Raw genomic sequence first — 19,446 nt, 5'->3', positions numbered from 1 at the left:
CGTGTTTACCGGTATCGTCCAAGGGGTGGCGGAAGTGATCGCCATCACGGAGAAGCAGGACTTCCGCACCCATACGCTGCGCTTGCCCGCCGCATTACTGCCCGGCCTGGAGCTGGGCGCTTCGGTGGCCCACAACGGCTGCTGCCTCACCGTCACCGCCGTCAACGGCGATCAAGTTTCCTTCGACCTGATGCGTGAAACCCTGCGCGTCACCAACCTCGGCCTGCTGCAAACGGGCGATCTGGTCAATATCGAGCGCGCCGCGCGCTTCGGCGACGAGATCGGCGGCCATGCGATGTCCGGCCATATTCTGTGCCTGGCCAAGGTGGCCCGGGTGATCGATCTGCCCAATAACCGCACCGTCTGGTTCGAATTGCCGGCGGAACACATCAAATACGTGTTCGCCAAGGGCTATATCGGTATTGACGGCATCAGCCTGACCATAGGCGAGGTGGCGGACAATCGCTTCTGCGTACACCTGATTCCGGAAACCCTGGAGCGCACCATCATCAAGTCGCGCAAAGTGGGCGATCTGATCAATATCGAAGTGGACCCGCAGACCCAGGCCATCGTGGAGACGGTGGAACGGGTGCTGGCCCAGCGCGGGACCGCGGCGTGAACCTGGCCGGCCGGCGCGTGCTGGCCTCCTGGAGCGGCGGCAAGGACTCCTGCCTGGCGCTGTGGCGCGCGGTGCAAGCCGGCGCCAGCCCGCAAGCCTTGCTGACGATGGCGGACGAGAGCGGCGAGCGTTCGCGCTCGCACGGTTTGCGCCCGGAAGTGCTGGCGCTGCAGGCCGCGGCGCTGGGCCTGCCCTTGCGGGTGGGGCGCGCGAGCTGGGCCGGCTACGAGGCCGAGTTCATCGCCCGGCTGGGCGAGGCCCGCGCCGACGGTTGCGAGGCGGTGGTGTTCGGCGACATCGATCTGGACGCCCACCGCGAGTGGGAAGAGAAGGTCTGCGCCGCGGCCGGCCTGCAGGCATGGCTGCCGTTGTGGCAGCAGCCGCGCGCCGCCTTGGTGCGGGAATTCATCGACGCGGGCTTCAGCGCCCGCATCGTGGTGGTGAACACCCGGCTGGCGAGCGAGCAGTGGTTGGGCCGCGAACTGAGCCACGAACTGGTGGACCGGATGCTGGCGGAAGGCCTGGACCCTTGCGCCGAGGCCGGCGAGTTTCACACCCTGGCGACGGACGGCCCCTTGTTCGCGCGGCCCCTGCGTCTGCGCGACGGCGAGATCCACCGCCATGGAGAGTATGTCAGCCTGGACCTGTTGCCCGGCTGAGAACCTGTTCAAAGTCCGCTGCGCTTCGTGAGGCGAGGCGCGGCGATACGGCTTGGAATGCTGGTGCGCCCGCTTCTTCAGCTTGTCTCGCTCCGGCCCGCGGGACTTTGAACAGGTTCCGATAATGAATTCAGGCGGGCGGCGCCCGCGCCAAAAAACAAGTGCTTACAAAGGAAGATGGTATGACTATTTCCCCGATTCAGGACATCGTCGCCGACATCAAGGCCGGCAAGATGGTGGTGTTGGTGGACGCCGAGGACCGCGAGAACGAAGGCGATCTGGTGATGGCGGCGGAGTTCGTCACCCCGGAGGCGATCAACTTCATGGCCAAGCACGGCCGCGGCCTGATCTGTCTGACCTTGACCGAGGAGCGCTGCCAGCAGCTGAACCTGCCGCTGATGGTCAGCAACAACGGCACGCCGTACAGCACCAATTTCACCGTGTCCATCGAAGCCGCCGAAGGCGTGACCACCGGCATTTCCGCCGCTGACCGCGCCCGCACCGTGCAAGCCGCGGTGGCGCGTCTGGCCAAGCCGGCGGACCTGGTGCAGCCGGGGCACATCTTCCCGCTGAAGGCGCAAAAGGGCGGCGTGCTGATCCGCGCCGGCCATACCGAAGCCGGCTGCGATCTGGCGATGCTGGCTGGCCTGGAGCCGGCCGGCGTGATCTGCGAAATCATGAACGACGACGGCACCATGGCGCGTTTGCCGGAGCTGGTGGAGTTCGCGCGCGAGCACGGCTTGAAGGTGGGCACCATCGCCGACCTGATCCAGTACCGCAGCCGCACCGAATCGCTGGTGGAAAAAGTGGGACAGCGGCCGGTGGACACCCCGTTCGGCGCTTTCGAACTGCACGTGTTCCGCGACATCACCACCCGCGCCACCCATCTGGCCCTGGTCAAGGGCGAGATCCAGCCGCAGCGCGAAACCCTGGTGCGCGTGCACGAGCCCTTGTCGGTGATCGACGTGCTGGCGCCCTTGTGCAGCCAGCACTCCTGGACCGTGCCCAATGCGCTGGAAATGATAGAAGAAGCCGGCCACGGCGTGGTGGTGCTGCTGTACCGCGACGAAACCGGCGAGGACTTGGCGCAGCGCGCGCTGGGTCTGGAGCAGCAGAAGCAGCGTTGGGACAGCAAGACCTTCGGCATCGGCGCGCAAATGCTCAAGGCGTTGGGCGTGGGCAAGATGAAGCTGATGACCGCCCCGGTCAGCCTGCCGTCCATGACCGGCTTCGATCTGGAAGTGACCGGCTTTTGCCAGCCGCACGCCTTCCACGTGGACGAGGAATGAGCGGCGGCGCAATGGCTAAGGCCCGGGGATTGAGGTAGAATCTCCGGTTTTCCGTAGTGATTCCGCCGCGAGGAACAAGATGCTTCAAGCTATCCAGCGTATAGAACCCGATCTGACGGGCAAGGGCCTGAAAATCGGCGTTGTGATGTCGCGTTTCAACACCCCGGTTTGCGAAGGCTTGCGCGACGCCTGCCTGTGCGAGCTGGCTCGGCTGGGCGTGGCCGCAGAGGACGTGACCCTGGCCACGGTGCCGGGCGCGCTGGAAGTGCCGCTGATGTTGCAGACCATGGCCAAGAGCGGCCGCTTCGACGCGCTGGTGGCGCTGGGAGCGGTGATCCGCGGCGAAACCTACCATTTCGAACTGGTGTCGAACGAATCCGGCGAAGGCGTGACCCGCGTTGGCCTGGACTTCGACATCCCGATCGCCAACGCGATTCTGACCACCGAAACCGACGAGCAGGCCGAAGTGCGCATGGAAGTCAAAGGCCGCGAGGCCGCTGCCGTGGCGGTGGAGATGGTGAATCTGCGCAAGCGCATCCTGCGCGGCTGATCGGCTCCCGCCAAGATACCGGAGCCGGGCTTGCCCGGTTCCCCGCTCTTTACAAGGAACACCTCTATGAAAACCGCTCGCCGCCGCGCCCGCGAATTTGCCATCCAGGGCATTTACGAATGGGAATTGAACCCGGACCGTCCGGCCTCCCTGATCGAAAAGCACCTGCGCGAGAATGAATACTTCGCCAAGGCCGACGAAGCCTTGTTCCGCGAGATCCTGTACGGCGTGCTGAAAGACGTGGGCGCGTTGTCCAATCAGATCGGCCGCTACTACGAGCGCGCCGAAGACGAAGTCAGCCCGGTGGAACGCGCCGTGTTGTTGATGGCCGCGCTGGAACTGACCCAGCACCCGGAAACCCCGTATCCGGTGATCATCAACGAAGCCATCGAAATCACCAAGACCTTCGGCGGCACCGACGGCCATAAATTCGTCAACGGCGTGCTGGACAAGCTGGCCGCCGAAGTGCGCGCTGACGAAGTGGCGTCGCAAAAGGCGCGTCGCCAGAACTGAGGCTTTGTCGCCGGCGCCGTCAGATTCAGAACACACCCGCGGCCGCGGGTGTTTTTGCATCGGCCGAACAGAAAGATCGTGATGAACGAATTTGAATTGATCCGCCGCTATTTCACGCGTCCGGCCGGCGGCGCGGTCCTGGGCGTCGGCGACGACGCCGCCATCCTGCGGCCGACGCCGGGCTGCGATCTGCATGTCTCGGTGGACATGCTGGTGGAAGGGCGGCACTTTTTCGCCGACGTCGCGCCGGAGGCGCTGGGCCACAAGGCGCTGGCGGTGAATCTGTCCGATATGGCGGCGATGGGCGCCGCGCCGCGCTGGGTGGTGCTGTCGCTGGCCTTGCCGGCGATGGACGAGGTCTGGGCCGCCGGGTTTTCCCGAGGCTTTTTCGCCTTGGCGGAACGGCACGGGGTGGATGTGATCGGCGGCGACACCACGCGCGGTCCGTTGACGCTGTCCGTGACCGTGGGCGGAGAGACGCCGCGCGGCCAGGCGCTGCGTCGCGCCGCCGCTCGCGCGGGCGACGACGTCTGGGTCAGCGGCGAGCTGGGCCTGGGGGCGATGGCGGTGCGCAGCCGGCTGGGCCGGATCGCGCCGCTGCCGGACGGCTTGCGCGAGGCGGCCTGGAGCAAGCTGGAATACCCCGAGCCGCGCATCGCGCTGGGACGAGCCTTGCTGCCGCTGGCGCACGCCGCCGCCGACGTGTCCGACGGCCTGCTGTCGGATCTCGGCCATATCGCCGCCGCCTCGCAAGTGGCGGCGGAAGTGTGGGCCGAGGCCTTGCCGTCGCACCCGCTGGCGGAGGCCGCGCGCGGGCAATGGCTGGATTGCCTGGCCGCGGGCGGCGACGATTACGAACTGGTATTCACCGCGCCGGCCGCGCGCCGGGTCCAGATAGAGGCCTGCGCCGCGGCGGGCTGCCGGCTGAGCCGCATCGGCCGCATCGCGGCCGGCCAGGGCGTCAGCCTGCTGGACGGCGACGGCAACATCATTCAACTGGAAAGCACCGGCTATGACCATTTCAAATGAGACGGAAACCCTGAAGCTGCAACCGGACTGGCGTTTCGTACTGAGCCATCCCGCCCATTTCCTGGCTTTCGGCTTCGGCAGCGGCTTGGCGCGCAAGGCGCCGGGGACCTGGGGCACGGTGGCCGCCTATCCCTTGTTCTTCATCCTGAACGCGCTGGGCGTGCACGGCCTGGCGTTGGCGGCGCTGTGCCTGCCGCTGTTCGTCGCCGGCATCTGGATTTGCGGCTACAGCGGCCGGGCGCTGGGCGTGCACGACTACGGCGGCATCGTCTGGGACGAGATCGTCGCCATGCTGTTGGTGCTGGCCTTCGCGCCGGCCACGCCCCTGGCCTGGCTGCTGGCTTTTGCGCTGTTCCGCTTTTTCGACATTCTCAAACCCTGGCCGATACGTTGGCTGGACCGTCATGTGGGCGGCGGTTTCGGCGTGATGGTGGACGACCTGCTGGCGGCTCTGTTCGCGCTGGCGGTGCAGTGGGGAATCTGGCGCTTGCTGTAAGAACCTGTTTACGATCTGCTGCGCTGCGGCGATACAGCGTTGAAACCCGCTTCGAAATGCTCATGTACCACGCGTACATTCCGCTTTCTCAGCGGTTTTCGCCTTGTCTCGCTTTAGCTCGCGAGACTTTGAACAGGCTCTAAGAAGCTGTTTACGACCTGCTGCGCGTCGGCGATTGGTCCTGGCGCGGGCGCTGAGAGCGTGACGACGCGGCGGCTGGCCGGCTCCAGTTCAAGCGCGTACCATGTCGATTTTTTAAATGCCCATGTGCTGGCGGCCGCGGCGGTCAGGCATGGGCAAGCGATGATTTGGCCTGCGGAGATGGGACATGCGTTGGGATGGAAACCGGGAAAGCGATAATGTGGAAGACCGCCGCGGCGAGCGCGGCAGAGGCGGCGGGGCGGTAGGCGTCGGCGCCGTGCTGATCGGCCTGGTGGCCTGGCTGGTTTTCGACGTCAACCCGATGACGGTGATCAATCTGATCAGCGAGATGGAGCCGGCGGCCGAGCAGCAGGCGCCGGCCAGGGCCAGCGCGCCGGACGATCGCGACGCCAAGTTCATCCGCGTGATGCTGGCGGACACCGAAGACGTGTGGCGGCCTTTGTTCGAAGCCCGGGGAGAGCGTTACCGTCCGCCCAAGCTGGTGATGTTCAGCGGCGCGACGCCTACGGCCTGCGGCCGCGGCGACGCGGCCATCGGTCCGTTCTACTGTCCCGGCGACGAGAAAATCTACATCGACCTGTCGTTTTTCCGGACCCTGGGCCGCGAGCTGGGCGCGCCGGGCGAGTTCGCCCAGGCTTACGTGATCGCGCATGAAGTCGGACATCATGTCCAGCATCAGCTCGGCATCTCCGCCAAGGTGGACGAGGAAATGGCGCGCAGCGACGAGCGGCGAGCCAATGCCTTGTCGGTGCGTCAGGAGTTGCAGGCGGACTGTCTGGCCGGAGTATGGGGGCGTCACGCCGACCAGGCGCGGCGGATTCTGGAACCGGGCGATCTGGAGGCGGCGCTGAACGCCGCGGCCAGGATAGGCGACGACGCCCTGCAGCGTTCGGCCGGCCGCGAAGTGATGCCGGACTCTTTCACCCACGGCAGCGGCGAGCAACGCGTGCGCTGGTTCCGCCGCGGCTTCGACAGCGGAGACATGGCGCAGTGCGACACCTTCCGCGCGCGGCGTTTGTGAAAATTGTTCAATCGAGGAATGAGAAAGGGGCCGTTAGGCCCCTTTTTTCATTGTCGCGGCGATCTCAGCGCACCACCACGGTGCAGGTGGTGCCGGCCACCAGCAAGGGCTCGGACGGCAGTTCGTCCAGCTCGATGCGCACCGGCACCCGCTGCGCCAGCCGCACCCAGTTGAAAGTGGGGTTGACGTCGGCCAGCAACTCGCGGCCGGTGCCGGCGTCGCGGTCGGTGATGCCGCGGGCGATGCTGGCGACGTGGCCGCGCAGCGTCGGACCGCCGCTGAGCAGGGTGATTTCCACCTTGGCGCCGGGCTTGAGCAGCGGCAGCTTGGTTTCCTCGAAATAGCCTTCCACGCGGTAGGAGTTGCGGTCTATCAGCGCCAGCTTGGGCGCGCCGACGGCGGCGAAGTCGCCGACATGGACGTTGAGGTTGGTCACGTAGCCGTCCGCCGGGGCGCGCACCACGGTGCGTTCCAGATTGAGCCGGGCCAGGTCGCGCGCCGCCAGCGCCGCCTGGTATTGGGAGCCGGCTGCTGCGGCGGCGAAGGTCGCGGTTTCGCGGTTCTCGGCGGACACCACCGCGCTGTCCAGGCCGTCGCGGCGCGCCGCCTCCTTGCCGCGGCGGTTTTTCTCGGTGCGCTGGCCGTCCAGCGCGGCTTCGGCCTGGGCCAGCGCCGCCGCGTAGCGGCTGCGGTCGACGGTGAACAGCACGTCGCCCTTGCGCACCGGCTGATTGTCCTTGACGGCCACCTGGGTCACCAGGCCGGCCACGTCGGAGGAGAGGGTGATCACATCGGCGCGCACGCGGCCGTCACGGGTCCACGGCGAATGCATGTAGTGGTCCCACAGCGCCTTGCCCAGCCAGACGGCGAGCGCCAGCAGCAGCAAGGTGATCAGATAGCGGATGAGGGTGTTGATTCGCATATTGATTATCCGAAATGGTGTTTCAGGGTTGGTCCAAGGCCTCGCGGCGGAGCGAGACGGACCGGCAAGGCTTCGCGGCGCGCGGCGGACATGGAGCGGACTCTCGCAGGGGCCGGAGGCGCGTTCAGTAGAGCAGCAGCGCCAGGCCGCTGAACACGCAGATCAGCAGGCTGAGGCGGAACAGGGCCGGATGCCATACCCGGCGATAGACGCCGGCCCGGCCCAGCAGCCAGTCCAGCCCGGCCTGGCACAGCAGGCTGAACAGGAACAAGGGCAGCAGGGTGGGGATCAGGATGCCGAACACGGCGATTTCACGAGTCATGGTCAGTTCCTTGCGCGGCGGCTTCGGCCACGTCCAGCAATGAGGTGTGGATCAGGTGCAGATCGGCCAGCGCGCGCTGAATCCGCGCGGCGCGTTCGGGTTCGGCCAGCGCCAGATGGACGCGCAGCGTCGGGCCGGTCGCGCGCATGGTGGCGATGGCTTGCTGCAGCCGTTCCGGCGACGGCGCGGCGAAATAGCGCGCCAGCTGCGTCACCGCGTGTTCCAGGTCGGCGCGCAGCTGCGCCGACGGCGATTCCGCGGTCAGCGCGCGCAGATTGATCACCGCCAGGCCCAGCTCCAGCAGGGTGATGGCCTGGCTGGTGATCGCCTGCTTCAGCTCGGCCTGGGCCGGGCTCAGCGTGTTCAGTTGATTGAGCAGGTCGCGGATGCGGTTTTCGTAACGCTGCTTCAGGTGCGGCAGCTTGGCGTCGCAGGCGCGGCGCGCTTCGCGCCACAGCGCGGCGGCGATGTGGCGCGGCGAACCCATGGTGTGTTCGGGCAGCACCAGCTGGAAGAAGGCCGCCGACAACGCCAGCCCCAGGATGCGGGCGATGCTGCCGTTGAGGAAGGAGACCACGTCGTAGTTCATATGGTTCTGCGGGCTGATGGCGTGCGCCAGCACGATGGTCATGCCGGCGCCGACGCCGGCGTATTTGGGCAGGCATTTCAGATAGCAGCCCAGCGCCAGAAAGGGCAGCATGCCGGCCGCCAGCAGCGGGAAACCGTCGGTCTGGCTCAAGACCCAGAACATGCAGGCGTAGGCCAGCGGCGTGCCCAGCGCGAAGCCGGTGAGGAATTGCTTGACCATCAGCACCGGCCGCGGCGAGGACGCGGCCAGGCAGCACAGCACGGTGGCCAGCAACACCGCTTCCAGCGCGCTGGGCCAGGCCAGCCAGTACCAGGCGACGGACAGTGCGCCCAGGGTCAGCGCCGCGCGCAGGCCGCCGGCGACGGCCACCGGCAGCGGCGTGCCGGGGGTGTAGGCGGCCAGCGCGCTGATCTGCTGCGGCGTTTTGCTGGCGAAGCCGTGGTAGACGCCGGCGAAGGCGTGCATTTCCTCGATGAAGCGGGTCAGCAGCTCGGTGGCGGTGTCGAAGTCTATGCGCCAGCGTTCCGCTTCTTCCCCTTGCCGCAATTGTTCGCGCGCGGCGGCGACGCGGCGCGGCCAGCCGGCGCGCAGCCGGCCCAGTTGCGCCACGGTGCCCTTGGCCTCGGCGGCGGTGCGCGCCGGTCCGTCGGCTTCGCTGAGCATGGCGGCCACTTCGGCGAACAGCGGCAGCAGCAGGCCGGGCAGCGGCGAATCGGCGTCGCGGCGCAGCCGCTCCATTTGTCGATGCAGGGTGTGGAAGGTGGTCAGCGCGGCCATGAAGGTGGCGTTGAAGGCGTGCAACTGATTGCTGCGCGAACGCACATGGCCGGCTTCGAAGAAGGCGGTGGCGCGGCCGGCCTCCAGCGCCGCGATGTCGGCGGCGAATTTGAGCTGGGCCTGCTCCAGATCGCGGGCGTGCAGCTTTTGCGCCAGCGCGTCCTGGCACAGCAGGGTGAAGCGCAGATAGCGGCCGCGCACGGTGCTGATCACCTGATCGGCCTGGTAGCGCGGAAACACGATGTCGTAGACCACCGCGCTGCAGATCAGGCCCAGCGAGATTTCCGACACCCGGGTCACCGCCAGATCGAACACCGCCAGCGGCTGGCCTATGGCCGGCAAGGCGATGATGCAGGCGGTGTAGCCGGCCAGCACGCAGCCGTAGGAGCGCGAGTTGCGGTACAGGGTGGCGTAGCCGGCGCACAGCCCCACCCACAGCGACAGCGCCGCCAGCAGCAGCACCGGCTGCGAGGCCAGCATGCCGACCAGAACCAGCGCCGCCGCGCTGCCGGCCAGCGTGCCCAATAGCCGGTAAAAGCCTTTCTCCAGCACCAGGCCGCTTTGCGGCGAGCTGACGATGAGCACGGTGATCAGCGCGGTGCCCGGCGAATCGAAGCCCAGGCGGAAGGCCAGCCACAGCGCGGCGAAAGCGGCCAGCAGCGTCTTGAGGATGAAGATCCAGCGTTCGCCATCCAGCCGCAGCCAGTCGTGGAAGCCGCCGCGCAGCGCCTGGCTCAGCAGCGGGCGCCAGCCGGCCAGCCTAGCCGCGGCCATCGCCGGGCTCCGCCTGGTTCAGATTGCCGAGCTGCCGCAGGTAGAACTGTTCCTGCTGGCGCATTTCCTCGTCGCTGAAGCCGGCGAAGGTATTGCCCAGATTGCCCCAGACATCGGGCAGCAGCGCGCGGATGCGCTCGCGGCCGGTCTCGCTGAGGGTGACGGCGACCGCGCGGCGGTCGTCGCTGAGGCCGCCGCGGCGGATCAGGCCCTGTTTTTCCAGATCGTTGCAGATGCGGGTCATATTGGCCGGTTTTTGCGAGCAGGTTTCCGCCAGCGATCCGGGCGTCATCGTCTCTTGTTCGGAGCCGTAGAGCACCGCCAGCACCAAATAGCTGCTTTCGGTCAGCCCGTGCTTGCGCAGCGCGGCGTTGGTCAGGTCCTGAATGCGTTTTTGCACGTGGTAGTTCAAGCGCGTCAGCGTCAGCAGCGACAGCGGAAATTCCGGAATCCTGGTCTTGACGCGGAGCAGGCGTTTGCGGGTTTCTTCGAAGTGGCTCATTGGGCTTCTCCGCCGGCGATGGGGGTTGGGGATTCGATGCCGCCGCCCAGCGCGGCCATCAGCGCGGCGTAGCTGTCCAGGCGCTGGGCTTGGGCCTGCGCGCGTTTCTGCCGGGCGGACAGTTCGCTCAGCCGCAGCTGTCGCACCGCGCTCTGGTCGTTGAGTCCGGCGCGGTATGCCTGCTCCGCCAGCGCCAGTTCGCGGCCGGCGGCGTCCAGCGCCTGCTCGGCCTGCCGGCTCTGCTGTTCGGCGGAGCGGGCGCGGACGATGGCGCTGGCGGTTTCGCTCAAGGCGTTGATCAAGGCGGCGTTGTAGCTTTCCACCGCCTGGTCGTAGGCGGCGGTCTGGGCGCGCAGCTGGCCGCGCAGGCGCCCGCCCTCGAATATCGGCAGGCTGATCGCCGGCGCGAAGCCGCGCAGGGCGGCGGCCGGAGACAGCAGGTCGGCAAAGCCTATCGCCTGATAGCCGGCGAAGGCGCTGAGATTGATGTTGGGGTAAAAGGCGGCGCGCGCGACCTGGATGCGCGCGGCCTCGGCCTCCACCCGCCAGCGCTGCGCGCTCAGGTCCGGCCGGCGGCCCAGTAATTGGGCCGGCACCGCGGCGAGCGGGTCCAAGGCCTGGTCCAGCCGCAGCGCGGGGCGTCGCGGGCGGTTTTCGGCGTCGGGCGCTTGGCCGCAGAGCGCGGCCAGCTGATTGCCCAGGGTGGCGATGCGTTCGTCTATCTGCTGCAGCTGGACGCGGCCGGGCGGCAGCCGGCCGCGCTGCTGCTCCACTTCCGGCTGGGCGGCCAGACCGGCGGCCTTGCGCCGCAGGCTGAGCTCCAGCAGCGCCTGCTGCTGTTGCAGCGCCGCCGCCGCCAGGTCCCGTTGCTGGTATTGCTCGGCCAGCTGCAGATAGGCGCGGATGACGGCGGTTTCCAGATTCAGCGCGCTCAGCCGCGCGTCGGCCGCGGCCATCTGGGCGTCGCTGAGCGACGCGGACAAGGCTTGGCGTTCCCGTCCCCACGCGTCCAGATCGTAGCTGAGGTTGACGGCGGCGCGGGTCTGCCAGTCGTAGTTGCCGTGGCCCGCCGGCGCCACCAGATTTTTTTCCGCGTGCAGCTGCCGGGTGCTTTGCCATTGCGCGTTGACTTGCGGCTGGGTGGCCGCGGCGCTGACCTCGCCCAGCGCCTGTGCTTGGCGCAGCCGCGCCTCGGTGCCGCGCAAGCCGGGGTTGTCCTGCAGCGCCTGACGGATCAGCCGCTCGAGCTGAGGGTCTTTCCATTGCCGCCACCAGGCCGCGGCGGGCATGCCGGACCACGGCGCGTTCACGGCGGGCGGCGTTTTGAGCTGGGACTGCGGTTTGACGGCGTCCATCTGGGCGCAGGCGCTGAGCAGGAGCGCGCCGGCAAGGGCGAGGGTGGCGGGAAACGGCTTCATCTGGATATCCTGTTTTACATCTGTGTACATTTTATTTGTTGATATTACATTTGTAAAACAAATTTCGAGGCGAGGCGCCTGAAGGACGGGAGCCCGGCCTCCGGCCGCTGCGCTTGCGGCTGACCCAAGTCAAGCGCATGTCATTAAATATGGGCGACAGAGTAATGACGAGTGTATTATTTGGGTTTGCTTAATAAACATGGCGGATAAACCGGACCGCGCCGCGAGCCCGCGATTCGGTTTGCCGCATCGTCGGCGATTTTTGGAGACATCATGCGAGCGGGCCTTTCCTTGAAGCAGCGTTTGTTGTTATTGATTTTTAGCGTGATCGCGCTGACTTGTCTGCTGGGCGGCCTGGTGCTGCGCAGCATGCATCAGCAAATGATGGCGGACCGGCAGGATCTGATCCGCGGCCAGGTGGAAAACGCCCTGAGTCTGGTGGCCAATTACGAGGAGCAGGCGGCGGCCGGCGCCTTGCCGGAGACGGAGGCGCAGCGCCAGGCGCTGCTGGCCCTGACCCGGCTGCGCTTCGCCGGCAAGGAGTATTTCTTCACGCTGGACAAGGGCTTGGTCTGGCTGGCGCACGGGGTCAACCCCAAACTGGTGGGCAAGGACATGCACGCGGTCAAGGATTCCAGCGGCAGCAGCCTGGGCGACAAGTTCGACCAGACCCTGAGGCAGGGGCAGGGCAAGGGCTTCGCGGAATTCGTCTGGGACAAGCCGGGCTCGGCCGAACCGCAGCCCAAGCTGGCGTATTTGCAGTCCAGCCCGCGCTGGGGCTGGGTGGTGGGCACCGGCCTGTATATGGACGACGTCTGGGCGGCCTTGCGCGTGCAATTGCTGGGCGTGGCGGTCCAGGTGCTGCTGATCGCCGCGGTGTGCGGCGGCCTGGGCTGGTGGCTGTTCCGCAGCGTGATGCGGCAATTGGGCGCGGAGCCGGCGCAGACCGCGGCCGTGGTGCGGGAAATCGCCGGCGGGCGGCTGGATGTGCCGGTGCCGGTGCGGGCGGGCGACGCGGACAGCCTGATGGCCAATATCGCCCATATGCAGCAGGCTTTGCGGCAGATGGTGGCCGACATCGTGGCCAGCGCCGGCGAACTGGGGCGGCTGAGCGAGGAGGTGGTGACCGGCGCGCAGGCGGTGGCGGACAACTCCCAGCAGCAAAGCGAGAGCGCCACTTCGATGGCGGCGTCGATCGAAGAGCTGACGGTGAGCATCAACCACATCTCGCAATACGCGCAGGACGCGCGCCAGGTGTCGCAGCAGTCCGGCAGCCTGTCGGACGAGGGCGGCGAAGTGATCGCCAAGGCCGTGGCGGAGATGAAGGGCATCAGCGAGACGGTGGACCTGACCGCCGGGGCGATCTCGGCGCTGGCGGACAAGACCGCCACCATCTCCAGCATCATGCAGGTGATCAAGGACATTGCCGATCAGACCAATCTCCTGGCCCTGAACGCGGCGATCGAGGCGGCGCGCGCCGGCGAAACCGGCCGCGGTTTCGCGGTGGTGGCGGACGAGGTGCGCAAACTGTCCGAACGCACCGCCCAGGCCACCGAGGAGATCGCCGGCATGATAGACGAGATCCAGCTGAGCTCCGATCAGTCGCGCGCCAATATGAGCCAGACCGTGGAGCGGGTGCGCGCCGGGCTGGCGCTGGCCGAGCAGGGCGGGGAGATGATTCAGCAGATACGCGGCAGCGCCGGCCAGGTGGTGCAAGTGGTGCGCGATATCTCCCATGCGCTGCAGGAGCAAGGCGTGGCCAGCCAGGACATCGCCCGCCACGTGGAGCAGATCGCCCAGGTGGCCGCCGGCAACGCCGCCGCCGCCACCCAGGCGTCCAGCGGCATCCAGAGCATGGACGAGGTGACCGGGGGCCTGCGCCAGACGGTGGCGGGCTTCCAGGTGTAGCGGGCCGGAGCGCGGCAGGGCGAAACGGCCGGGGAAGGGGAAGCGGCTTTGGCCAAGGGAGGATGGACGTTTCGCCGCGGTTTTCCACGCGGCATCGCCGGCGCGGGGCAGGCAGTGAACAGATTCTTGCGGGAAGTTTGCGTGCAACGATAGGGGCGGGGGCGGTTTGCCGCTACAATACCGCCTCGTTGAATAGACACCAACCCGTACTGGAATTCAAGATGTTGCGCATTACCGAATTGAAACTGCCGCTGGACCATGCCCCGGAAGAACTGAACGCCGCGATCGCGGCCTATCTGGGCGTGTCGGAGCAGGACATCCGCCAGGTCGTCATCTTCAAGCGCAGCTACGACGCGCGCAAGGGCATGATGAACCTGGCCTACATCGTCGACATCGACGTGGCCAACGAGGCCCGGCTGCTGGCGCGCCTCAAGTCCGACAAGCACGTGATGCCGACGCCGGACACCCAATACCATTATGTGGGCCAGGCGCCGGAAAACCTGGAGCGCCGCCCGGTGGTGGTGGGCTTCGGCCCCTGTGGCATCTTCGCCGCGCTGCTGCTGGCGCAGATGGGCTTCAAGCCCATCGTGCTCGAGCGCGGCAAGAAAGTGCGCGAGCGCACCAAGGACACTTGGGGCCTGTGGCGCAACAAGGTGCTGAACCCCGAATCCAACGTGCAGTTCGGCGAAGGTGGCGCCGGCACCTTCTCCGACGGCAAGCTCTACAGCCAGATCAAGGACCCGCGCCACCTGGGCCGCAAGGTGCTGACCGAGTTCGTCAAGGCCGGCGCGCCCGAGGAAATCCTCTACGTGGCCAAGCCGCACATCGGCACCTTCCGCCTGGTGAGCATGGTGGAGAAGATGCGCGCCGAAATCGAGGAACTGGGCGGCGAAATCCGTTTCCAGCAACGCGTCGCCGACATCCATATGGAAGAAGGGCCGGACGGCCGCAAAACGGCGCGCGGCCTGACTCTGGCCAGCGGCGAGCAGATCCGCGCCGACCACATCGTGCTGGCCTTGGGCCACAGCGCGCGCGACAGCTTCGAGATGCTGCACGGCCACGGCGTGTACATGGAGGCCAAGCCGTTCTCGGTGGGCTTCCGCATCGAGCATCCGCAGACGCTGATCGACAAGGCGCGCTGGGGCAAGTACGCCGGCCACCCGCTGTTGGGCGCGGCGGACTACAAGCTGGTGCATCACGCCAGCAACGGCCGCGCGGTGTACAGCTTCTGCATGTGCCCGGGCGGCCAGGTGGTGGCCGCCACCTCGGAAGAGGGCCGGGTGGTGACCAATGGCATGAGCCAATATTCGCGCGCCGAGCGCAACGCCAACTCCGGCCTGGTGGTCAGCATCAGCCCGGACGACTATCCGGGCGACCCGCTGGCCGGCATCGCCTTCCAGCGCGAGCTGGAGAGCCGCGCCTATGTGCTGGGCGGCGCCACTTACGAAGCGCCGGCGCAGCTGGTGGGCGATTTTCTGGCCGGCAGGCCGTCCACCCAGGTGGGTTCGGTGCCGCCATCCTATCAGCCCGGCGTGCACTGGACTGATCTGGCCGCGGCCTTGCCGGACTATTGCATCGCGGCGATGCGCGAAGCGCTGCCGGAGTTCGGCAAGAAGATTCGCGGCTACGATATGCACGACGCGGTGCTGACCGGGGTGGAAACCCGCACCAGCTCCCCGCTGCGCATCACCCGCGGCGAGGATTGCCAAAGCCTGAACGTGCGCGGCCTGTACCCGGCCGGCGAGGGCGCCGGCTACGCCGGGGGGATTCTGTCCGCCGGGGTGGACGGCATCAAGGTGGCGGAGGCGGTGGCCCAGGCCATTCTGGCCGAACGCCGCTAACAAAACTGCGCAGCGTCCCTAAGCCTCCGTTCCTCCGCAAGGGCCCGCGATAGCGGGCCCTTTTCATTTAACGGCGGCCGGCCGGGAGCAAGGGCGCGGCAAGCGCCTGCGCGGGCGGCGGGATGTCTGGGCGGCGCCGTTCCAGCAGCAGCCACAGGCCGACGGCCGCCATCAAGGGCAGGTGCCCGGGGCCCGCGAGCAGCGGCGGCAGCATCCAGATCCCGCAGGAGGCGACGCACCAGCCGCCGGCGGCGAAGCCGTAGCGCAAGGCCGCCGTCGCCGCCGGCCAACCGAAGGCCGGCAGACGGGCTTGGCGGTGACAGGCTTGTAGGCAATGCCGGCGCAGCGAAGAGGTCTGCCAGAGCCAGGCCGCGGCGCAGGCGGCGGCGAAGGCCAGCCAGGGCGCGGGGCTGAAAGTCAGCAGCGCGAGGCCGAGCAGATGCAGTGGCAGGCCGGCGGCCAGCCAGACCAGCGCGTAGCCGCCGAGGAACAGCGCCAGGATCTGCGCCCGCTTGCGCGCCAGGCTGCGCAGCCACAGCAGCCGCAGCGGGTCGGCCAGCAGCGGCGACATCATCGCCAGCAGCATCAGCAGCCAGGACGGCAGCAGCAGCGTGGGCGGGTTCAGCCACAGCGCGCCGAGCAGCGCCTCCCAGCCGCCGCCGGGGCGGCTTGGGACCCAGACGCCGCAATAGCCGGGCGCGGCCAGCTGGCGCTCCAGGGCAATCAGGCCGAGCCAGCCCAAGAGGCTGGCGCACCGCAACGGCCAGGGCAAGTCCCTGAGCGCCGCGACAAGAGTTTTGACGGGCATGAGGCTCCCGGTGGCGGAGGGAGGGGCCCGGCCGCGGAGGCGGCCGGGGGCGGGCGCTTACTCGCCGTGGCGGTAGACGCTGATGCGGCCTATCGTCACCTCGTCGTCGTCCTCGATGTCGGACACCGGCACCAATTGCACCCCCATCGGCGCCGCGTCCAGCGTCTGGCTCTGACACATGCGGTCCACGATGTCGGTGATCTCCAGCGTCTGGCTGACGCCGTTGCCGCCGTGCTCGGCCAGCGAGGCCTTGCGCGCGCCGAACAGCGCGATGGTGCCGGCCAGGTTTTGCGGGTGCTGCGCCGGGTCCGCGCCCTGAGGCAGGCCGACATAGACGTTGAAGGTGCCGCCGTCCACCTTGCAGCGGATGTTCTCCAGGCTCAGGAAGACGCGGTCCGGCTCCTGCGGCGCGGCGTCTGGCTGGGCCTTGAACTGGCGTGCGGCGGCCTGGCTGGCCTGGAAGCTGCTCAGCACCTTGTTCTTGGCGTCGCTGTCCAGCTGCATCTGCGCGTGGACGGTGCTGTTGCCTAGTTTGATCGCCGTCGCGTTGGCGCCCAGCAGTTCGGTTTTCGGATTGTTCGCCATGGTGGTTGCCGCCGCGGTGTCGAGGTGGATGGCCGCCAGTGTTTGCATGCGCTGCGCCGCGCGGCTGGCGCCGCCGAGAGGGTCCGATACGTCCTGGTAGACATAGTTCAGGTTTGGCGCCTGGGTGTTGAGCATGTCCTTGGCGACGAAGGTGTAGCCGCTGCCGTTGGGGCGCGGCATCGCGAATTTGCGGTTGACCGGGCCTTCCAGCCAATTGTCGCTGCTGGGATTCTGGTGGCGGGGATTGCGATTGAGCCATACCTGCCACAGTCGGTCGATATTGGAGTGGTGGATCCAGAACACCGGGTCCAGGCCGGCGAGGTCCGGGTCCGACATCAGGCCGTTGCGGCCGCCGATATTGGTGTGCACCGGGTTGTGCGGCAGGTTTTCCAGTCCGCCGCTATTGCCGCCGCCGTGCCAGAACGGCGTTTGCGGCCCGCCGTAGCCCGGCGGAATGCCGTTGGCGGTGCCGATGAACTGCGCGTCCTTCAAGGCGGTGAGCTGCACGGTTTCCGGCCGCAGCGTGATGTGATTGGGCTGATTGTTCCAGCCGTAGCGTTGTGCCAGCCACAGCGGATTGGCGCCGCCGTCCGGCAAGGTCTTGGATTGGAAACAGGTGGGCAGGTCGCGCGCCTTGGCGTTGGCGCTGTCGCTGTAATTCCAATACGGCAAGGCCCAGTCGGCGGGGCCGCCTAGTTTGACGATTTCCGCCAGCACAATGGCTTCGAAGGCCGCCAGGTAGCCGCGGTGCCAGGGCATGAAATACCAGCTCTGGTGCTGGCATTGTCGCCAGTAGGTGTTCTGGTCGGCGGCGCTGGGCAGCGCTTCGCCGGCTTGCAGATAGCCGTGTTGTTGCCATAGCTGGGAGTCGAAGCCGTGGATGGCGGCCAGATAGCGCCAGCTGGTGGGGTCCTTGATCGGCCGTTTCTGCATTTCCCGCACCGCGCGCGCGTACCACAGCACGGTGGGGTCCCAGGGATTGCTCATTTTCAAGATGTCTTTGCGGATGCGAGCCATGTCGTTCTCCTCGATGCGAGCGCCGTTCCGGCGCGGCCGTGGCGGGAATGGCTAAGGCTGGCGGTGAGGCGGTGTATTCGGATTAGCAAACCGCTACGGTTCTGAACTGTCCTAAAGAACAGTTTTTGCCTCGGGGCAACTACTTATTTGAAGCGACGCTTGCAAGTGGCCGGCGCGGCGCTCGACAAGAGCTTGAAAGCGAGCCGGCCCGGCAGCGCCAAGCTGGTATCCTTGAGCGGTTTTGATTCGGATCGCAGACATGAAACGATGGCATTTCCTCTGGGGCGGCTGGCTGGCGCTGTGCTTGCTGCTGCAGGCGGCGCAGGCGGAGCCCGCCTACGGCCCCTTGTTCACCTTCAGCAAGCAAGGGCGCATCCATTATCTGTACGGCACCATGCATGTGGGCCGGCCCGGCTCGGACACGCCGGACTGGGGGCTGAAACAGGCCTTGCGCGTCAGCGACGCGCTGGTGCTGGAACTGGACCCGACGACGGCGGAGGCGGCGGCCGAGGTGACGACGCTGGCCGGCGCGGCCGCGTCCCGGCAATGGCGGCAATTGGACGCCGTCAGCCAGCGCTCGCTGGAGGGGCAGTTGGCGCGGATCGGCGTGGCGCGGGAGCAGGCGCGAGGCCTGGCGCCCAGCCTGTGGCTGATGCAGCTGGCGCTGCGAGAATACCAGCGCATGGGACAGCAGGCGCAGCACAGCCGGGAGGAAATGCTGCTGGAGATGGCGCGCGTGGCACGGCGGCCGGTGCTGGCGCTGGAAACCGCCGGCGAGCAAAGCCGCTTGCTGTTCGAGATGCCGGCGCCGGCCTTGCGCGAATGGGTGCGCCAGAGCGCGGAATGGCAGGGCGCGGAGGAGGCTGACCGCTATTATCGGGAGCTGACCGAAGCCTGGGAGCGCGGCGACCTCAATGCCTTGCAGGCGCTGGTGGCCTTGCCCGGCTATCCGCGGCTCAGCGCCTGGACCCAGCGCGAAATGCTGGACCGCCGCAATCTGGCGATGGCGCGCCGCATCGACGACTGGGCGGCGTCCAAGCGTCTGTTCGTCGCGGTGGGCGCGCTGCATCTGGCGGGGCGCCAGGGTCTGGTGCGTTTGCTGCGGCAGCGCGGCTACCTGGTGACGGAGGCGCCGCGCGCGCCGTGAGGCGCGGGTTCTTAGCCGGCGTCCTTGAGGTTCTTGGGGCCGAAGGCGCCCGGCAGCAGCGTTTCCAGCGTGCTGTCTATGAGCGCATCGCCGTCGCAGATGGCGCGCACGCGCATGGTGGGGCCGAACTCGTTCAGCACCTGGCGGCAGGCGCCGCAGGGCGGCGTCGGTGTGGCGGTGGGAGTGTAGATGCAGACCGCCAGCACGTCCTGAATGCCGTGGTTGGCGCGCGCGGCGTAGATCGCGGTGCGTTCGGCGCAATTGGTCAGGCCGTAGGAGGCGTTCTCCACATTGCAGCCGATGTGGATTTTGCCGGCGCCGTCCAGGATGGCGGCGCCGACGGCGAATTTGCTGTAAGGGACATAAGCCTGGCGAGCCGCCAGGCGGGCGGCCATTTCCAACTCGGCCCATTGCTCGTTGTTGGGTGTGTTGCCGGTCATATTGCCTCCGATGCGGTTGGCGTGGCATGTTGCGCCGCGCGCGGCCGGGCTGTCAATA

At 67.5% G+C, this 19,446-nt stretch carries 19 protein-coding genes; 11 read left to right on the top strand and 8 right to left on the bottom strand.

Annotation, left to right across the window (positions count from 1 at the left end):
* Window position 1 precedes the first annotated feature (1 nt).
* From JW897_RS04350 to ypfJ, 8 genes are all read left to right on the top strand, one after another.
* Entirely contained in the window at window positions 2-619 is a 618-nt protein-coding gene (locus JW897_RS04350; protein WP_048414491.1) for a riboflavin synthase, read from the top strand.
* On the top strand, window positions 616-1,278 hold the full coding sequence (locus tag JW897_RS04345; RefSeq protein WP_338030549.1) for a Dph6-related ATP pyrophosphatase: 663 nt from the start codon (window positions 616-618) through the stop codon (window positions 1,276-1,278). The genes JW897_RS04350 and JW897_RS04345 overlap by 4 nt, the downstream gene beginning before the upstream one ends.
* Before the next feature lie 182 nt (window positions 1,279-1,460).
* Window positions 1,461-2,567 carry a bifunctional 3,4-dihydroxy-2-butanone-4-phosphate synthase/GTP cyclohydrolase II gene (ribBA, locus tag JW897_RS04340; protein ID WP_205465274.1) on the top strand — a complete coding sequence of 369 codons (1,107 nt, stop codon included), beginning with the start codon at window positions 1,461-1,463 and terminating at the stop codon, window positions 2,565-2,567.
* Between the two features lie 79 nt (window positions 2,568-2,646).
* Window positions 2,647-3,117 carry a 6,7-dimethyl-8-ribityllumazine synthase gene (gene ribH / locus JW897_RS04335; protein ID WP_205465273.1) on the top strand — a complete coding sequence of 157 codons (471 nt, stop codon included), beginning with the start codon at window positions 2,647-2,649 and terminating at the stop codon, window positions 3,115-3,117.
* Window positions 3,118-3,183: 66 nt separating this feature from the next.
* Window positions 3,184-3,630, top strand: a complete 447-nt coding sequence (gene nusB / locus JW897_RS04330) for a transcription antitermination factor NusB (RefSeq protein ID WP_048414494.1) — start codon at window positions 3,184-3,186, stop codon at window positions 3,628-3,630.
* Window positions 3,631-3,711: 81 nt separating this feature from the next.
* Window positions 3,712-4,659 (top strand): thiamine-phosphate kinase, encoded by a 948-nt coding sequence (thiL, locus tag JW897_RS04325; protein WP_205465272.1) that lies wholly within the window; start codon window positions 3,712-3,714, stop codon window positions 4,657-4,659.
* Window positions 4,643-5,155: a phosphatidylglycerophosphatase A family protein gene (locus JW897_RS04320; protein ID WP_048414496.1), complete on the top strand. Its 513-nt coding sequence runs from the start codon at window positions 4,643-4,645 to the stop codon at window positions 5,153-5,155. The genes thiL and JW897_RS04320 overlap by 17 nt, the downstream gene beginning before the upstream one ends.
* 328 nt (window positions 5,156-5,483) lie before the next feature.
* A complete protein-coding gene (gene ypfJ / locus JW897_RS04315; protein ID WP_205465271.1) occupies window positions 5,484-6,338 on the top strand; it encodes a KPN_02809 family neutral zinc metallopeptidase in 855 nt (284 codons plus the stop codon).
* Between the two features lie 64 nt (window positions 6,339-6,402).
* On the opposite strand, the gene JW897_RS04310 is transcribed toward ypfJ, so the two are convergent.
* The 5 genes from JW897_RS04310 to JW897_RS04290 form a co-directional block, all read right to left on the bottom strand.
* On the bottom strand, window positions 6,403-7,260 hold the full coding sequence (locus JW897_RS04310) for an efflux RND transporter periplasmic adaptor subunit (RefSeq protein WP_205465270.1): 858 nt from the start codon (window positions 7,258-7,260) through the stop codon (window positions 6,403-6,405).
* Window positions 7,261-7,384: 124 nt separating this feature from the next.
* Entirely contained in the window at window positions 7,385-7,582 is a 198-nt protein-coding gene (locus JW897_RS04305; protein ID WP_019100681.1) for a DUF1656 domain-containing protein, read from the bottom strand.
* Complete coding sequence (locus JW897_RS04300) at window positions 7,572-9,722, bottom strand: FUSC family protein (RefSeq protein ID WP_205465269.1); 2,151 nt, start codon at window positions 9,720-9,722, stop codon at window positions 7,572-7,574. The genes JW897_RS04305 and JW897_RS04300 overlap by 11 nt, the downstream gene beginning before the upstream one ends.
* A complete protein-coding gene (locus JW897_RS04295; protein WP_205465268.1) occupies window positions 9,709-10,224 on the bottom strand; it encodes a MarR family winged helix-turn-helix transcriptional regulator in 516 nt (171 codons plus the stop codon). The genes JW897_RS04300 and JW897_RS04295 overlap by 14 nt, the downstream gene beginning before the upstream one ends.
* On the bottom strand, window positions 10,221-11,642 hold the full coding sequence (locus JW897_RS04290; RefSeq protein ID WP_205465267.1) for an efflux transporter outer membrane subunit: 1,422 nt from the start codon (window positions 11,640-11,642) through the stop codon (window positions 10,221-10,223). Before JW897_RS04290 ends, JW897_RS04295 begins: the two co-directional genes overlap by 4 nt.
* 306 nt (window positions 11,643-11,948) lie before the next feature.
* On the opposite strand from JW897_RS04290, the gene JW897_RS04285 reads away from it, so the two are divergent.
* Both JW897_RS04285 and JW897_RS04280 read left to right on the top strand, forming a co-directional pair.
* On the top strand, window positions 11,949-13,550 hold the full coding sequence (locus JW897_RS04285) for a methyl-accepting chemotaxis protein (protein WP_240352083.1): 1,602 nt from the start codon (window positions 11,949-11,951) through the stop codon (window positions 13,548-13,550).
* 221 nt (window positions 13,551-13,771) lie between these two features.
* The gene (locus JW897_RS04280) at window positions 13,772-15,391 is read left to right on the top strand and encodes an NAD(P)/FAD-dependent oxidoreductase (RefSeq protein WP_205465266.1); all 1,620 of its coding nucleotides are present in this window, start codon (window positions 13,772-13,774) and stop codon (window positions 15,389-15,391) included.
* 67 nt (window positions 15,392-15,458) lie between these two features.
* On the opposite strand, the gene JW897_RS04275 is transcribed toward JW897_RS04280, so the two are convergent.
* The gene (locus JW897_RS04275; protein ID WP_205465265.1) at window positions 15,459-16,199 is read right to left on the bottom strand and encodes a copper chaperone; all 741 of its coding nucleotides are present in this window, start codon (window positions 16,197-16,199) and stop codon (window positions 15,459-15,461) included.
* Between the two features lie 57 nt (window positions 16,200-16,256).
* Entirely contained in the window at window positions 16,257-17,801 is a 1,545-nt protein-coding gene (locus JW897_RS04270) for a tyrosinase family protein (protein ID WP_205465264.1), read from the bottom strand.
* Window positions 17,802-18,060: 259 nt separating this feature from the next.
* Between JW897_RS04270 and JW897_RS04265 the strand changes: the two genes are divergently transcribed.
* Window positions 18,061-18,948, top strand: coding sequence for a TraB/GumN family protein (locus tag JW897_RS04265; protein WP_205465263.1), 888 nt, complete (start codon window positions 18,061-18,063; stop codon window positions 18,946-18,948).
* An 11-nt stretch (window positions 18,949-18,959) separates the two neighbouring features.
* Here JW897_RS04265 and JW897_RS04260 read toward each other — a convergent pair whose 3' ends face one another.
* A complete protein-coding gene (locus JW897_RS04260) occupies window positions 18,960-19,388 on the bottom strand; it encodes a cytidine deaminase (protein WP_048414506.1) in 429 nt (142 codons plus the stop codon).
* Between the last annotated feature and the right edge of the window lie 58 nt (window positions 19,389-19,446).

Source organism: Chromobacterium alkanivorans (assembly GCF_016937655.1).
GTDB lineage: Bacteria > Pseudomonadota > Gammaproteobacteria > Burkholderiales > Chromobacteriaceae > Chromobacterium > Chromobacterium alkanivorans.
This window is presented reverse-complemented; position numbering and strand designations above follow the sequence as displayed.

Coding starts and splice junctions, on each gene's coding strand:
- JW897_RS04305 (WP_019100681.1), bottom strand. CDS start 7,582: ATGACTCGTGAAATCGCCGTGTTCGGCATCCTGATCCCCACCCTGCTG.
- thiL (WP_205465272.1), top strand. CDS start 3,712: ATGAACGAATTTGAATTGATCCGCCGCTATTTCACGCGTCCGGCCGGC.
- JW897_RS04300 (WP_205465269.1), bottom strand. CDS start 9,722: ATGGCCGCGGCTAGGCTGGCCGGCTGGCGCCCGCTGCTGAGCCAGGCG.
- ribH (WP_205465273.1), top strand. CDS start 2,647: ATGCTTCAAGCTATCCAGCGTATAGAACCCGATCTGACGGGCAAGGGC.
- JW897_RS04270 (WP_205465264.1), bottom strand. CDS start 17,801: ATGGCTCGCATCCGCAAAGACATCTTGAAAATGAGCAATCCCTGGGAC.
- ribBA (WP_205465274.1), top strand. CDS start 1,461: ATGACTATTTCCCCGATTCAGGACATCGTCGCCGACATCAAGGCCGGC.
- JW897_RS04290 (WP_205465267.1), bottom strand. CDS start 11,642: ATGAAGCCGTTTCCCGCCACCCTCGCCCTTGCCGGCGCGCTCCTGCTC.
- ypfJ (WP_205465271.1), top strand. CDS start 5,484: ATGCGTTGGGATGGAAACCGGGAAAGCGATAATGTGGAAGACCGCCGC.
- JW897_RS04265 (WP_205465263.1), top strand. CDS start 18,061: ATGAAACGATGGCATTTCCTCTGGGGCGGCTGGCTGGCGCTGTGCTTG.
- JW897_RS04295 (WP_205465268.1), bottom strand. CDS start 10,224: ATGAGCCACTTCGAAGAAACCCGCAAACGCCTGCTCCGCGTCAAGACC.
- JW897_RS04310 (WP_205465270.1), bottom strand. CDS start 7,260: ATGCGAATCAACACCCTCATCCGCTATCTGATCACCTTGCTGCTGCTG.
- JW897_RS04320 (WP_048414496.1), top strand. CDS start 4,643: ATGACCATTTCAAATGAGACGGAAACCCTGAAGCTGCAACCGGACTGG.
- nusB (WP_048414494.1), top strand. CDS start 3,184: ATGAAAACCGCTCGCCGCCGCGCCCGCGAATTTGCCATCCAGGGCATT.
- JW897_RS04280 (WP_205465266.1), top strand. CDS start 13,772: ATGTTGCGCATTACCGAATTGAAACTGCCGCTGGACCATGCCCCGGAA.
- JW897_RS04275 (WP_205465265.1), bottom strand. CDS start 16,199: ATGCCCGTCAAAACTCTTGTCGCGGCGCTCAGGGACTTGCCCTGGCCG.
- JW897_RS04260 (WP_048414506.1), bottom strand. CDS start 19,388: ATGACCGGCAACACACCCAACAACGAGCAATGGGCCGAGTTGGAAATG.